At 43.1% G+C, this 15,499-nt stretch carries 9 protein-coding genes; 6 read left to right on the top strand and 3 right to left on the bottom strand.

Annotated elements, in window-relative coordinates; all coding sequences use genetic code 11:
* Positions 1-512 precede the first annotated feature (512 nt).
* Complete coding sequence (locus AHMF7605_RS15680) at positions 513-3,824, top strand: choice-of-anchor tandem repeat GloVer-containing protein (RefSeq protein WP_106930883.1); 3,312 nt, start codon at positions 513-515, stop codon at positions 3,822-3,824.
* A gap of 363 nt (positions 3,825-4,187) precedes the next feature.
* Positions 4,188-5,483 (top strand): MFS transporter, encoded by a 1,296-nt coding sequence (locus AHMF7605_RS15675; RefSeq protein WP_106930881.1) that lies wholly within the window; start codon positions 4,188-4,190, stop codon positions 5,481-5,483.
* Positions 5,484-5,545: 62 nt separating this feature from the next.
* Here the strand turns inward: AHMF7605_RS15675 and AHMF7605_RS15670 are convergent, their stop codons facing one another.
* A complete protein-coding gene (locus AHMF7605_RS15670; RefSeq protein WP_106930879.1) occupies positions 5,546-6,340 on the bottom strand; it encodes a tellurite resistance TerB family protein in 795 nt (264 codons plus the stop codon).
* Positions 6,341-6,695: 355 nt separating this feature from the next.
* On the opposite strand from AHMF7605_RS15670, the gene AHMF7605_RS15665 reads away from it, so the two are divergent.
* Entirely contained in the window at positions 6,696-8,939 is a 2,244-nt protein-coding gene (locus AHMF7605_RS15665) for an IPT/TIG domain-containing protein (protein ID WP_158267520.1), read from the top strand.
* Positions 8,940-9,037: 98 nt separating this feature from the next.
* On the opposite strand, the gene AHMF7605_RS15660 is transcribed toward AHMF7605_RS15665, so the two are convergent.
* Positions 9,038-9,943 (bottom strand): isoaspartyl peptidase/L-asparaginase family protein, encoded by a 906-nt coding sequence (locus AHMF7605_RS15660; RefSeq protein WP_106930875.1) that lies wholly within the window; start codon positions 9,941-9,943, stop codon positions 9,038-9,040.
* 203 nt (positions 9,944-10,146) lie between these two features.
* Here AHMF7605_RS15660 and AHMF7605_RS15655 point away from each other — a divergent pair, with 203 nt between their 5' ends.
* On the top strand, positions 10,147-10,899 hold the full coding sequence (locus AHMF7605_RS15655) for an OBAP family protein (RefSeq protein WP_106930873.1): 753 nt from the start codon (positions 10,147-10,149) through the stop codon (positions 10,897-10,899).
* Positions 10,900-10,945: 46 nt separating this feature from the next.
* Here the strand turns inward: AHMF7605_RS15655 and AHMF7605_RS15650 are convergent, their stop codons facing one another.
* A complete protein-coding gene (locus AHMF7605_RS15650) occupies positions 10,946-13,759 on the bottom strand; it encodes a PAS domain S-box protein (protein ID WP_106930871.1) in 2,814 nt (937 codons plus the stop codon).
* Positions 13,760-14,052: 293 nt separating this feature from the next.
* On the opposite strand from AHMF7605_RS15650, the gene AHMF7605_RS15645 reads away from it, so the two are divergent.
* Both AHMF7605_RS15645 and AHMF7605_RS15640 read left to right on the top strand, forming a co-directional pair.
* Entirely contained in the window at positions 14,053-14,427 is a 375-nt protein-coding gene (locus AHMF7605_RS15645; RefSeq protein WP_106933499.1) for a DMT family protein, read from the top strand.
* A 61-nt stretch (positions 14,428-14,488) separates the two neighbouring features.
* A complete protein-coding gene (locus tag AHMF7605_RS15640; RefSeq protein ID WP_106930869.1) occupies positions 14,489-15,484 on the top strand; it encodes an AAA family ATPase in 996 nt (331 codons plus the stop codon).
* Positions 15,485-15,499 lie beyond the last annotated feature (15 nt).

The raw sequence follows: 15,499 nt of genomic DNA, 5'->3' as shown, positions 1-15,499 counted from the left end.
TTACTTCAAAAACTAAAATGCTCTAATAAGTAATAAGCTCTTACCTAATTAAGTTACCAGCCCAAATAAAAATACTTAAAAATAAGTATTGCGTTGGGTAAAATTAATGCCTACCTTTTGATCGTCAGTGTGTTATGTGTTTCTCTTCCATATCGGTATTAAGCTGGCCCAATAAGGGTGTTATACTGGCAAAATAGTTACTTATTGGTTTAAAGTAGCAATAGTGTTATCATCTACTGAATTATGATTCAATAGTAGCTGGTTCCTGCTGCATTTACAGAAAATGCTATTATCTACCGCTTTTACGCTTGTGTTCAATTTCTAATTATGAATGCTGGGGCAGAGAGAGGCACTGGTAGTGTACTGATATAAGTAAATCATTTCTATTACCTGTAATTAAGCTGTAGGCCTATTTTCTTAATCTAGCCAATGCTATTCTGCGCAGCGAAGATGTTTCGCTTTTTACTGTAAAAACACACCTCCAACCTTAACCAACTCTAAACTATTCCATCATGAAAAAAGACTTACTTTTACCTATCCACGGAAATTCATTTTCTATTACTCCCCCGTTACTTAAACGCCTGGTTTCGCCTTCCTTACAATTTTGCCGGGTTTGGATTTGGCTGCTTACTTCCTTTTTTATTTTATCGGTACTGGATACCCGAGCGCAGGATGTTCTGGTAGGATTAACATCTTCGGGCGGTAAGCTGCAGGGGGGTACTGCTTTTACCATGAAAAGCGATGGTACCGGTTATACCATCCACCGGGAGTTTGCCCGTTCGGGTAGTGAGCCTTACGGCGATTTAATTAAAGCTTCGGACGGTAATTTCTACGGGATGACTTCGGGCGGCGGATTTGGTTTTGGCACGGTGTTTAAAATGACTGCTGCCGGCGACCTTACGGTACTGCATTCTTTTAACGGTACCAGCGAGGGCAGTAGGCCCTTTGGTAGTTTATTTCAGGCGCCGGATGGTAATTTTTATGGAATGACCTACGAGGGGGGTAGTTCTGGCAACGGCACCATTTTTAAAATAACCCAAACCGGCACTTATACTGTTCTGCACGATTTAGATTACACAGCCGACGGGGCGCATCCATACGGCAGCTTAATTAAAGGTACCGATAACAACTTTTACGGCATGACCGGCACGGGCGGTGCTAATAATTACGGCACTATCTTTCGTATTACGCCAACCGGAACCTATACTGTTCTGCGTCACTTAAATAGCTCAGCAGATGGCGCTTACCCGCAAGGTGATTTAGTGCTGGGGGGCGATGGTAACTTTTACGGCATGACTTTAACGGGTGGAATCTACGGCTATGGCACGATCTTCCGAATTACCCCGGCCGGCACTTATACGGTCCGGCGGCATTTAGATTATTCCACCGACGGAGGCTATCCAAACCGGAACAATTTAATAAAAGCGGCGGACGGCAACTTTTATGGGATGATCTACCAGGGCGGGACCTTCGGGTACGGTACTATATTTAAAATGACTCCCGGCGGTACGTTTACCGTACTCAAAAATCTGGATTATACGACGCAAGGTAGTTATCCCAAAGGCAGTTTAACGCAACAGCCTGACGGCAATTTTTATGGTATGATGCAATCAGGGGGTAGTGTAGGTTATGGAACCGTATTTAAAATGACTCCCGGCGGCACTTATACGGTGCTCAAAAATTTAGATGAAACGGTTACCGGGGGTAACCCACAAGGTAGTTTAGTGCGCAACAGTACCGATGGTAATTTCTACGGTATGACTTCTTTCGGCGGCAGTGATGGCAGCGGGTTGGGTACTATTTTTAAAATAACGCCTGGCGGTACCTTATCGGTGCTCGTGAAATTTCCTGAAACGGGACAGGGCATTCAACCAGTTGCTAGCGTTGTTCAGGCCGCTGATGGTAATTTCTACGGGATGACTGGTCTGGGTGGTATTAATGATTACGGCACGGTATTTAAGTTTTGCACGGGTACTTTTTCTACTATCAAATCTTTGGATGCTACTACTACGGGCAGCAATCCCCAGGGCAGTTTAGTGCAAGCGCCGGATGGTAATTTTTATGGCACTAGCCAAGTGGGCGGAACGTACGGCTACGGTACAATTTTCAAAATTTCCCCTGGCGGTACCCTAACCGTACTCTGGAACTTGGATTATACAAACGATGGCGCCTATCCCAGTGCCAGCTTGGTGCGGGGCACCGATGGTAATTTATACGGAACAGCTTCATATGGCGGTACAAATGGCTACGGTACTATTTTTAAAATAACAACTTCGGGCAGTGTTTTTACGGTATTGCGTCACCTGGATTTTGCTACTACGGGTGGTTCGCCGTTTGGCAGCCTGGTGCGCGGGAAGGATAATAACTTTTATGGTATAACCTACCAGGGAGGTACAATAGGCTACGGCACCATTTTTAAAATTACACCCACTGGTACGCTTACCGTAATTAAAAACTTAGATAATACGAATGGAGGATATTCTTATAACAATAGCCTGATACAAGGCAGCGACGGTAACTTTTATGGGATGACCCAAGGTGGCGGAGCGACGGGTCGGGGCGTCATTTTTAAAATAGCGCCGAGCGGCAACCCGTACATTGTGCTGCGTGATTTTGATTTAGCCACGGATGGCGGTAACCCACGGGGAGACTTAGTGCAAGGTACCGATGGTAGGTTGTACGGTATGACTAGCGAAGGCGGTATGAACGGAGGAGGAACTATTTTTAGAATTAGTACGGGTGGCACTTTTAATGTGCTGCGCCATTTAAACCCAGCTACCGATGGCAGTGTACCCTTAGGCAATTTAATTATCCAGAAAGCTAACCCTGTTGCCAATGCTCAAAACGTAACTACTGCCGTTAATACGCCCAAAGCCATCACGCTTACCGGTTCAGGCGGTACTCCGCTTACCTTTAAAGTGGCGGCTCAACCCCAACACGGCACTTTAACCGGCTCCAATGCTAACCGCGTCTACACGCCTGACCCTGGTTTTACGGGTACCGACTCGTTTAATTTCCGGGTAATCTGGGGTTGCCAGAGTTCTACTTCCAAAACTGTTACCATTAATGTTGGTACGGCTAGCACAGTGCGCCTGAATACGGGCGGCAGTGCGGTTGCTACTTCTTTGGGTAGTTTTAGTGCGGATAACTACTTTAGTGGCACCACGAGTGTTTCTACTACGGCTGCGGCCATTGCCAATACCACCAATGACGCGCTTTATCAGGATAATCGCCGGGCTACTAACAACGGAGGAAGCTTCCAATACAACATTCCGGTAAGTAATGGCTCGTATACCGTGAAACTGCATTTTGCGGAAATTTTTCATACAGCTGCCGGGCAGCGTAAATTTAACGTAACCGCCGAAGGAGCCAGTTGGTTAAGCAACTACGATATTTATACCGCTGCGGGGGGAGCAAAAAGAGCGCTTATTGTTTCCAAAACCATTAACGTTTCTGATGGTACCTTAAATCTAAGATTTACCTCCACTGTGGATAAAGCGTGTGTCGCTGCCATTGAAGTGGTACCCGTTGCCGGAGCCGAACGCCTGGAAATGGAAGTAGAACCAGCGGAAGAAGGCGAGCTAGTAACTAGTTTGTATCCTAATCCGGTTAAAACTAATTTAACCGTGCAACTTACGGCTCCGGCAGATAAGCTGCAAACAGCCGTAGTAGATGCCACAGGTCGGGAAGTATTACTAAACGCGCATGAACAGTTAGGCCGGGATAAATTGCAAATAAATGTGGCATCACTCCAGGCAGGGTTGTATTTATTACAATTGCAAACCGAACAAGGACACCAAATTCTGAAGTTTATGAAAGAATAATGTTCCGGTGAATCAACGAATGCGAAGGAAACCGTCGTTATAAACGCTGACAAAGAAGGCGCTTGTAGCGGCGGTTTTTTTAAAATCAATAATGGATGCACTATAAATACTCGAACTGATTGAAGCAAAACTGCAGACAACTACTTCCTGAATAACCAATGTTTACTTTAAGTTAATACGTAGAAGGATACAAGTTTATTCACTAAACAACGAACAACCAATCACTACCTTAGAATAATAGATGAAGCATCCGTAAAAAAAAATGCTTCAGAAAAACTTATAAAAGTACGTAAAACAAAGTGCCGCCATAGTTGTTGATCTCAGGTAGAGACGAAGCTGTTTTTAAACCCCAAAGCGCTATTAATGCCTTTACCTGCTTTAAGCCAAAGTGCCCGCATGCGGTATAGTACTTTTTTCTATTTATATGTCATGCAGGGTATTCCTTCGGGTTTTGCTCTTACGGCCATTGCTAATTATTTAAATGGCCGGGGCGTTAATCCGGCGAGTATTGGTACGTTTGTCAGTATTGTAGGTATACCCTGGATTATTCAATTTTTTTGGGGACCAATCATCGACCGGTATCAGTATTCTGTAATCGGGCACCGCAAGCAATGGGTAGTGCTTACCCAGTTAGCGGCTTTTCTGGCCTCCCTTACCCTATTACTCGTTACTGAACCCTTAACGCAACTTTCGCTTTTAGGCTTGGTATTTTTTACGCACAGTTTGTTTGCTTCGGTGCAGGATGCGAGCGTAGATGCCATGGCGATTTCGGTAGTTCCGTTTGCGGAGCGGGGGCGGTTAAACGCTTGTATGCGGGGCGGCTTGCTGCTGGGAATTTCTTTTGGTGCGGCCGCTTTAGCTTATATCATGCATCAGTTTGGTTTTAGAGCAGCGGTGCTGGTTCAATCGGGTTTGTTGCTGCTGTTTACCGTGTTTACCTTCTTTATTAAATTAGAACCTGGCGACCAGTTATTACCCACCCGAAGGAATCAAGCAAAAAAAGTAAGCTCCGAAGAGAATCCGAAATTAAAGATTGTATTTCAATATTTATGGCGCAATCTAACGGCCACCACTAGTTTACGGACTTTTGGAGTTATATTCGTGGTGTACTTATGCTTTAGTATTTTTATCCGCTCGTTTGCTTTTCACCTGATTCAAGTGCTGCACTGGCCCGACCAAGATGTTTCGGTGTTACAGGGCGGCTGGGGGAGCTTAATAACCCTTAGCGTAGTGTTGGGCGGTGGTATTTTAGCCGATTGGCTGGGTCCGAAAAAACTACAAGTGAAAGTAATGGCCGTGCTGGCGGCTTTTTTAATTATTTTTAATTTATTGGCTTTTTTGTGGGATATCCGGCCTTTCACCATCTCCGGCCTGCTATTCTGGAATTTAGCTGATCCGCTGTTCAGTGTAGCCGCCTTTCCTATTCTCATGACACTCTGTACAGAATATACGGCCGGTTCTCAGTTTACGGCATATATGGCTTTTATTAATTTAAGCGAGGTGATCGGGTCGTACATTAGTGGTTGGGCCTTGCTGGCGCTACCAGCGCCGGTGCTGGGATTTAGCTGCGGAATTGTACTGCTTATTTGTATGTATATTTTATACACTTTAAATAATGAATCCAGCCCAACCCCTAAATCCCTGGCTCCGGAAATGTAGAACTGTAGATTGATAAATAAAGCAAGATTAATAAAAATTTTTTTACGGGCTGCCGGTTGTATTTACCAGCCCCGCCGGCCACCGCCTAAAATGCCACCGAGCAAACCACCTAAGCCACCGCTGCCCATACCGCCGTAACCGCGACGACCATTTAAACCGCCCAAGATCGAAATAATGGAGCCCAGGCCACCGCCGCTGTTGTACATGCCGCCGCCCATACCCATGCCGCCACCTAGTAAACCTCCCAGTAAGCCGCCACCCAAGCCGCCCATCATACCACCGCCGTACTGTCGCCGGCCGCCACTCATCATCCGGCTAATAACAATCGGAGCCAGAATACCCAACATCCCGGTTACCATTTGCGGGGAAATGCCTACGTTTTTAAACATGTCGCCAAAGCCACTCTTGTGCATAAAAGCTTGTGAGGTAGGGTCTTCGCCTTGTTGTTTGGCATCGTTGGCTTTATCCACAAACTGGTCTAAAATACTAAACTGTTTTTGATCGATGCCCAGATAATTTGAAATATCCTGAATGCGTTGTTGTTCTTCCGGCGAATATTGCCCGTCGGATTTGGCAAAACTAATGATATCCGTTACAAACGAGAACCGTAGATTACTTTGTTTTAAAGTATCCAGGCATTTTTGCAAGCTTATCTTTGAGGGACTTTGAGCGATTTGCGTAATCTCCTGCTGCAAGTTATCCGGTAACTCGGCGGCTTCGGCCATCATTTTTAAAAATTCTAATTCCTCGGCACTCGCGTTGCCGTCAGCGGAGGCAATAGTAGCCAAAGCTCCCAGGTAAGCGCCACGCTCTTCTAGCGAATAATCCTTCAGCAAAGTTGTTTGTTCTTGTTCCATTCGTTTTAGGGTTGATGTTCGCCTCTTTCTAACGTAGGAATGAGGGTGTAAGTTAGAGAAGTTACAACGACAAGTTATTCGTTCTGTAAGGCAGTCGCTTATATATCAAGTTCAGTTTAACTAAAATACTTTTCCTATCTGATTGCATTTATTTGCCAGAGACACTCTATCTGGATGGGGTAAATAAGAAGACCTTCTATTTCGCTTATTTTTCTGATTTCGCAGCGTTTTATTCTAAAGGTATTACTAATTATTTTCTATAAGATATTAATTAGTAATACCTTATATTTGATTACGAGTGTAATTCGAAGTAATGTTGCATGTATTGGGCACTAGTTTTATTTTAAAATCTGCTATGAAATTAATTTGGCCTGCTAGTAAAAATTATTTCGAGTACACAATCTCCGGCAAACACTTATGTTGGTTGCTATACTTGCTCTTAAATACGTTTACCTTTAAAGTAGCAGGGCAAATAAAACAATGGGATAAAACCTACGGGGGCACGAAAACCTATGTGCCCTACGACAGTAGTAATCCGATAACCCACGGCTCGTCATTATTGCAAGATATGGTGCCCACCCCCGATGGGGGCTATTTACTAGGGGGGTATAGTGATTCAGAGAAAGGCGGCGACAAAAGTGAACCTGGCAAAGGCAGCATCGATTATTGGGTAGTAAAGATAGATGAAAGCGGTAAGAAAAAGTGGGATAAAACTATCGGCGGAACTGAAGGCGATGACTTAGCCGCCTTGGTTGCTACTTCCGATGGCTATTTACTGGCAGGTACTTCTGATTCGGAAACGGGTGACGATAAAAGTGATGCATTGCGAGGGGTAGCCGATTTTTGGGTAGTAAAGTTAGATACTAGTGGAAATAAACTTTGGGACCGAACCTTTGGGGGAGATAAATACGATAATCTTCGTGCCGCCGTAAAAACCCCCGATGGCGGTTTCCTACTGGGTGGTACGTCGTCGTCGGCGATGAGCGGCGACAAGCACGGTGGTAGTCGAGGGAGTGCTGATTATTGGATAGTAAGGATGGATGCAACCGGGAACCCTTTATGGGACCAAACTTATGGAGGAAAAGGGTACGACAATCTGCAAACAATAGTAGCTACGTCAGATGGCGGTTATCTACTCGGGGGAACTTCTAACTCCGGTATCAGCGGCGATAAACAAAACCGCACCCGCGGTAAAGATGATTATTGGATTGTAAAAATAACCAGCACCGGCATTAAACAATGGGATCGAACTTTTGGCTCGAGTAATGTTGATAATCTGCAAACAATAGTAAAAGCGGCTGGCGGCGGTTACTTACTAGGGGGTACTTCGTTATCCGGCTCCGGTGGCGATAAACACGGCTCTAGCCGGGGCGGTGCCGACCAATGGGTAATTAAGATTGATGAGAATGGCCAACAGTTATGGGATCGGACTTTAGGAGGTAGCAATAACGATGAACTGACGGATATTTTACCGTTATCGGATGGTACATTTATAATAGGTGGTTTTTCTAACTCCGGTATCAGCGGACAAAAAAGTGAAGTCAGCCAAGGAGGGTCAGATTATTGGCTGCTAAAAGTAAATAATCTGGGTCAAAAAATTTGGGACAAAAGCTTTGGCGGGCAACAGTACGATTATCTGCGGAGCGTGGTTCCCGCACCTGGGGGTTACCTACTTGCTGGCTATTCAGACTCCGACAAAAGTGGGAGTAAAAGCGAAAGTACAAAAGGCTTTGTCGATTATTGGCTCGTTCAAGTAGTACTTCCTCCGCAAATTACTTCTTTTACTCCCGAACAAGGTTTACCTGGAACTACAGTTACTATAAAGGGCAACCATTTGCAGTTTACACGTTTTGTCCGGTTTAATGGCGTTAAAGCTACCTATCAAGTAATTAATAATTCTTACATAAAAGCGGTTGTGCCAGGCTCAGCAAGTTCGGGTTACATAGAAGTAGAAACAATAGCCGGAAAAACTACCAGCTCTCATTTATTTACAGTAGTACAACCGAGCATTCTGGCAATGGCGCCCAATGAGGGGGCCATAGGTTCTACTGTTCTTATTATGGGTACTCATTTAACTACCGTAAAAAATGTTTTTTTTAATGGTGTGCCGGCATCAAACGTTAAAGTTTATTATGGAATTTTTATAAAAGTGACTGTGCCGGAAAAAGCAGTTACCGGTTCAGTTCGTATTCTACTAACCGGTGGCGGGCAGGCTACCAGCGATTTGCCTTTTAAAGTAACTTCATCCGCCGTTTCCGTCGCCCCAGCACCACCACTTGCCAGTAAGAGCATGGTGGCCGAATCAATACAAATAGTACCAACACAGGTAACAACTTACCCCAATCCTTTTAGCCGTAGCAGCAGCTTTGGACTTACTTTAGCTGAATCAGCGATCGTTCAGATAAGTATTTATTCGGAAATGGGCCAGAAAATTTATGAAATAGCACCGGCTAAGTTCTTGGCAGGAACATATGTGTTACCTTGGAATGGGCTCACTAGCCAAGGCCAACCAACGAGTTCTGGTTTATACTATTATCACATTGCGGTAAACAGTAAAGTATATTCGGGTAGGTTAGTAAAAATAGATTCTTCTCATTAAATCAATATAGCCACTAATAAACTCTATAAACAGGGAAAAATAACTTTAAAGTTTGCTCCAAAAGCTTATTCCGTTCTGTAAGACTTCTGAATGATAATTTAATCTTCCCAAATGGCAACGGTATGTGGTTGCTGCCCTTTCTTATAAGCCCGGAACATTAAGTCGGTTTCGTAATAAATACCAACATTCCCTTGTGGGTCGAGAGCAATCAAATTTTTATCACCTTCAATTTTATCTTTGTAAACAGTAGCTGCCCGCTCGCAAGCTTCCTGAATAGGTAATTTCTGATATTTTACCAAAGCGTACACCTCGTGCCCAACTACTGCCCGCATAATACCTTCGCCATCGCCGGTACAGGAAATGGCGCATACTTCATTATTCGCGTAGGTGCCGCTGCCAATAATAGGAGTGTCGCCTACCCGGCCATTATGCTGATTCACCAACCCACCAGTAGAAGTAGCCGCGGCCAGGTTCCCGTTTTTATCGAGAGCTACGGCACCTACGGTATCAAATTCCTTTACCTTTTCTTCTTTCTTAGTTTCTTCTAGTTCATCCAATTGCTTTTTAGTCCGGAAATATTCCGCCGGCTTAAATTCTAAATGATGTTCCAGCGCAAATTCTTCGGCACCATCACTGGTTAAAAACACATGCTTCGATTTATCTTTTATAGTTTTGGCCAAAGTGATAGGATTTTTTACCCGATGTACTCCCGCAACGGTACCAGCCTTTAAAGTTTTGCCGCACATAATTGAAGCATCAAACTGGTTTTTGTACTTTTCGGTATAAGCCCCTCCTTTACCCGCATTAAACAAATAATTATTTTCCATAACCTTTACGGCGGCTTCTACCGCATCTACCGCAGATCCTCCATCATTCAAAATTGACCATCCGGCTAGCAAGGCTTCTTCCAAACTCCGGCGGTAAGCGGCTTCCATATCAGGACCAATATCCCGACGAGTTTTATTTTCTGCTCCACCGTGAATTGCTATTACAAAATCTTTCATATTCTTTCTTAATCATCAACTAACAAGCACTTTACTTACTGATTAAGAAGAAACAAGTTTTTGATTTTCTACGGATTTCCCTATCCGTATAAGTTCTCATTAAATAAAATTAATAGAGGGTAGATAAACTTGGTTAGCAAACAACCGTTAAATTTTATTAACCAAACCGATTAGCTGAAACAAGAAGTAAAAGCCCGTTGCTTATGAGAGTTGCAAAATTTATTTTAATAGCACCTGTATGCTGGCTGCTGAGTTGCGGCGGCGAAAATACCAGTTCGTATGTAAAATCCCCGGGTCAGGAGAAAACGCCGAAAACTAAGATACTGGAAACGGGCGCCGATGTACTGCAAGATAAAACCCCTTTGAAAAGAATGAATATGTACCTGGATGGGTTTCATTTTTACAACGGTAATTTAAAAGGTCAGATGGAAGCTCACCATTACTGTACTAAAATAAACGAAGATTTAACCCAGTGTGTCATGTTCGATGGCAATGGCGAAAATGCAAAAATAATGGGCGTAGAATATATTGTTTCCGAAAAACTCTTTAAAACCCTACCTATGGCGGAACGGGAATTATGGCACAGCCACGCCTACGAGGTAAAATCCGGCGAACTAATTGCTCCTGGCATACCCGATGTAGCGGAACACGAATTAATGGAACAGATTGTATCTACCTACGGCAAAGTAATTCATACCTGGCACACCGACCGGGATTTAGAGTTGCCCATGGGCATTCCGCAAATTATGATGGGTTTTACCAAAGATGGCCAGTTACATCCAAAACTACTCACCGACCGCGATGCCCGGTTTAAAGTAAATAATAAGCAAAAACGGGAACAAAGGGCCGATATTCCTATGCCAAAACCCGTGCCGGGGGCTAATGCCTGGGAGCAAGGCAAAGTGAAACAACTTCAGGTAACCTCGCAAACCGAAGCCTCGGCTCACGGGCATTAATCAGGAACGCTGGTCAGCGAGCAAGGAGTTTTTACTTACGTTAATTTTAACTTTTAAATTCTTCTTTTAAATGAATAATAACTGCCTGTAAGGTATGAGAGATGTTGGCAACGAGTTGCGGCAAATCCGCTACGTTTTGAGCGTTCTTGGCATCTAGTTCCACTTTAAGTAATTGCTCTTGAATAGAGGTAATCAGGAGGGTATCTATTGCTGGCTTGATGCTATGGGCCACCTGACTTAACTGATGCCATTCGCCGGCGGTAACGTGCGCCTTCATGTTCTGGATAGCTTCCGGAATCAGAGTCACAAACATGTCAATCATCTGATTGGTGAAACTATGGTCGCCTTTGGCTAATTTTTGCACCATTTCCAGGCTGTAAAGATTTTTTGCAGGTAGGTTAGGAACCGCATCATCTTTGGCAGGATCATCCGGTAATTTCATAATAGGCTTATTCGGGTGAACGTTTTGGGATATTTTATAAAATAATTTTTCTTCTTCGTACGGCTTCGACATATAATCATTCATGCCGGCTTTTAGGTAGGTATCGCTATCGCCTTTTAAAGCATTAGCGGTAAGGGCAATAATAGGAATTTGCGCCTTAACCGGATCTGGCATTTGCCGAATAATGCGGGTTGCTTCCACACCTCCCATTTCGGGCATTTGAATATCCATTAAAATTATGTCGAAGGTATGCTCCTGGTGCAATTTAACGGCCTCTTTTCCGTTATTGGCAATAGACAGCTGTACTCCCCAATTAATTAAAATAGATTCGGCCATAAATCTATTGATAGCATTATCTTCCGCCAGTAATATTTTTAAAGATTGCAGACTAGTATAGTCATTATTTGAAGGTGCAATATTGTTTAAATCTTCTGCCAGGTGTGCTTTGGGATAAGTAAGTTCGAAAGTAAAAGTGGTGCCCTGACGGGGTTTACTTTTTACCCAGATGCGTCCTCCTTGTAACTCTACTAAGTTTTTGCAAATAGAAAGACCTAAACCCGTGCCACCGTATTTCCGGGTAGTATCGCTGTTGGCCTGCACAAAACTTTCGAAAATTTTATCTAGTTTATTGACCGGAATGCCAATACCGGTATCTGTAACAGAAAAGCAAAGCGTGTAATCAAAAATTGTTTCTTTAACTATCTCAGCCGCTAATTCTACTTTTCCCTCTTCCGTGAACTTTATGGCATTGCTAAGCAGATTAATCAAGATTTGAGTAAGGCGGTAGGGGTCGCCGGCAACCAAAGGAGTGGCCAAGGATAAAGGTTTAAGCCGCAATAAAATATCTTTTTCTTCGGCTTTGTAAGTAAGCGATTGATGCGCCGATTGCAGGATTTCGTTGACGTTAAAAGGTATTTTTTCTAATTTAAGTTTACCTGATTCAATTTTGGCGACATCCAGCACGTCGTTAATAATAACGAGCAGGTTTTGGGCTGACTCCTTAATTAATTTTAAGTAGTTTTGCTGGGTATCATTCAGGTCAGTTTTCTTCAGCAAGGCGGCCATTCCTAATATACCGTTCATGGGCGTACGGATTTCGTGGCTCATATTAGCCAGAAAAAGCTCTTTTGATTTAGCGGATTGCTCTGCTTTAATTTTAGCTTTTTTCAGCTCGTTTTCAGCTTCTAAACGTTCCGTAATATCCTGAGCAAAGGCAATAACGTAAGGTTCTACTTCGGGCTCGTTTACTTTTATGTTATGGTAAAGCAGGTGCTTGGGCCGGCCTTTTTTGTCCAGCACGGTAATTACGCCTACTACTTTATTGTTTTGTTGAATGTCTTTTAAATATTCCTGATAACGGAGGCGCTCGCGGCCGCGCAGAAGCTCGGTAAAGGGTAAGCCAATTAATTCAAATTCAGAGTACCCCAGTAAGTTCTGTAAAATAGGGTTTGTGGATAAGATAGTGCCATCCAGCGTATGGGTATAAATAATAACCTGGCTGTATAATACCAGGTCGCGGTATTTTCTTTCGCTTTTTTCTAAGGCTACTTCCGCTTTTTTTCTTTCGGTAATGTCCCGCGAAGAACTCTGTAAACGAATTACCTGACCAGATTCATCTTTTATGGCTTTGGTAGTACTTTCGAACCAAATGTACTCGCCGGTTTTTTTACGAATGCGGTATTGCGTGTGGATGGTAGTTTTACCGGTAAGCAGAGCCTCTTCAATAGCATGTTTTACCTGTACTGCCTCATCCGGATGAATTAAATTAGAGGGTTTTATGCGTACCAGTTCCTCGGCCTCATAGCCCAGCAAATCTTTACAACTGGGTGAATAATAAATAGCGGTTCCATTTGGGTAGTGCAGGCTGATGAGATCCGTTAAGTTTTCGGAGATGAGGCGGTATAATTCATCGTTGTGCGAAGCTTTCGCTCGGATTGTATTTTCTTCTTGAAGAAATTCATCGGCTAGGTCAAGCACTTGCGCGGAGCCAATTATTTCCCGTACCGTGCCGTCTTCGTGCCGGCTGAAAATACTTTCTTGGGTAAGCAACCGTTGCCAATTACCGTTTTTATGCTGCACCCGGCATTCTAATTCAAAAGCTTCTTCGCCGGGTATTGTTATTAGTCTCTGGCGGTATTCCTGTAATAGTACTTTATCCGCGGGATGAATAATACTTAGCGGGAAACTGTTGTCCATAGCCATACTATCTGCCACCGAATAACCCAAAATTTGGGTTACTCCGTGGCTACAGTAGGTATTTCTATTGCAGGAAATATCCAGAATATATATTAGACCAGGAATAACGCTTTTAATTTTATTGTTAGAATATAGATTTTGTCGGTAATTAGTAGTGGCCGCTTGGAAAGCTGTTTTCTTTATTTCTCGCATGTGTAACAAGCTTTGAACTGCCTCAACCATATAAGTATATTGATTTCGCTATAAAAATAGCAAATATATTACCAATTATATATTTTAGTATATAAAATTTATAATATAAAATTTAAATAGTGCTGAACATTGGTTTTTATTGTTGTTTGTAAGTTTAAATGTTTAAGTTCTGCCCTTAGTACTTCTAGGAGCAGTTGCTTACCTGTGGGATAACTTTATCCTAATTCTTGCGGGTAGGAGTAAGCATTACTGGTCAAAAACCCCGGGTTAAGTTTCCTGATATTCCGGTCCTTTTATGTAATTTTAAAAATTATTTAAATTCTATGGCTTGGAAAGGTATTTACACCGTTGTTTTACTGCTATTTTCTAATATATTCATGACGTTTGCCTGGTACGGGCACTTGCAGTTTAAGAAAATAAGCTGGTTGCAGCAGATGGGCTTGGTAGCCGTAATTTTAATTAGTTGGGGATTGGCTTTATTTGAATATGTGTTTCAGGTACCGGCTAATAAAATTGGGTTCGAAGAAAATGGAGGGCCGTTTTCCATGTTCGAATTAAAAATTATTCAGGAGGTAATTTCTTTACTCGTATTTACTTTAATAACGGTCTTTATTTTTCGGACGGATAAATTGGCTTGGAACCACGCTGTTGGCTTTATATTTATGGTTCTGGCCGTTTACTTTATCTTTAAAAAATAATAAAAGAAACACAACGAACTTCTGTTTCATCGTTAAAGCATAAAACAGTTATTGTATTGTAATGGAAATTGAATCGCAGATATCCTACCAGGAGCGCATCCAGGAACATCAGAATAAGATTAAGCAGGTTTTTGCCGAAGTAGGCAAAGTGGTGGTGGGTCAGCAATACATGGTAAACCGCCTACTGATTGGTTTATTTACCGGCGGCCATATTTTACTCGAAGGAGTACCGGGTTTAGCCAAAACACTTACGATAAACACGCTTAGCCGCGTGCTGCATCTAAATTTTCAGCGCATCCAGTTTACGCCCGATTTACTACCATCCGACCTGATCGGAACCATGATTTATAACCAAAACGCTTCGGCGTTTGAAGTAAAAAAAGGGCCTATTTTTGCCAATTTGATTTTGGCCGATGAGGTAAACCGTTCGCCGGCTAAGGTGCAATCGGCGCTGCTCGAAGCCATGCAGGAAAAGCAGGTAACTATTGGCGATCATACTTTTAAACTGGATCTGCCTTTTTTAGTACTGGCTACGCAAAACCCGGTGGAGCACGAAGGAACTTATCCTTTGCCCGAGGCACAGGTAGACCGGTTTATGATGAAGGTGTACGTCAATTACCTCAAAAAATCGGATGAACTGGAAGTAATGCGCCGTATGGCCAATATGTCGTTTGCCGGCGTGGTTAACACTATTCTAACCAAAGAAGATATTTTTGCTATTCGCAATGAGATTAATCAGGTGCAAATTTCGGAAGTGCTTGAAAAGTACATTATTGAACTGGTATTTGCTACGCGCCGTCCTGCCGAGTACGACCTGAACGAGTTTGCTGATTACATTCAGTTTGGCGTGTCGCCAAGAGCGAGTATTGCTTTAAATTTAGCGGCTAAAGCAGTGGCTTTTTTCGATGACCGCGACTATGTATTACCGGAAGATATTAAAGAGGTAGCCTCCGACGTATTAAACCACCGCATTATTTTAAACTACGAAGCCGAAGCCGACGATATTAAAACCAAAGATTTTATCGAAGCCATTCTGCGCAAGGTGCCCATTAGTTAATTTTTTATTCATCAG

This window comes from Adhaeribacter arboris, assembly GCF_003023845.1.
In the GTDB taxonomy this organism is placed as follows: domain Bacteria; phylum Bacteroidota; class Bacteroidia; order Cytophagales; family Hymenobacteraceae; genus Adhaeribacter; species Adhaeribacter arboris.
Note: the sequence above shows the minus strand (reverse complement) of the source record. Positions and strands in the feature narration are given on the sequence as shown.

Coding starts and splice junctions, on each gene's coding strand:
- AHMF7605_RS15680 (WP_106930883.1), top strand. CDS start 513: ATGAAAAAAGACTTACTTTTACCTATCCACGGAAATTCATTTTCTATT.
- AHMF7605_RS15675 (WP_106930881.1), top strand. CDS start 4,188: ATGCCTTTACCTGCTTTAAGCCAAAGTGCCCGCATGCGGTATAGTACT.
- AHMF7605_RS15670 (WP_106930879.1), bottom strand. CDS start 6,340: ATGGAACAAGAACAAACAACTTTGCTGAAGGATTATTCGCTAGAAGAG.
- AHMF7605_RS15665 (WP_158267520.1), top strand. CDS start 6,696: ATGAAATTAATTTGGCCTGCTAGTAAAAATTATTTCGAGTACACAATC.
- AHMF7605_RS15660 (WP_106930875.1), bottom strand. CDS start 9,943: ATGAAAGATTTTGTAATAGCAATTCACGGTGGAGCAGAAAATAAAACT.
- AHMF7605_RS15655 (WP_106930873.1), top strand. CDS start 10,147: ATGAGAGTTGCAAAATTTATTTTAATAGCACCTGTATGCTGGCTGCTG.
- AHMF7605_RS15650 (WP_106930871.1), bottom strand. CDS start 13,759: ATGGTTGAGGCAGTTCAAAGCTTGTTACACATGCGAGAAATAAAGAAA.
- AHMF7605_RS15645 (WP_106933499.1), top strand. CDS start 14,053: ATGGCTTGGAAAGGTATTTACACCGTTGTTTTACTGCTATTTTCTAAT.
- AHMF7605_RS15640 (WP_106930869.1), top strand. CDS start 14,489: ATGGAAATTGAATCGCAGATATCCTACCAGGAGCGCATCCAGGAACAT.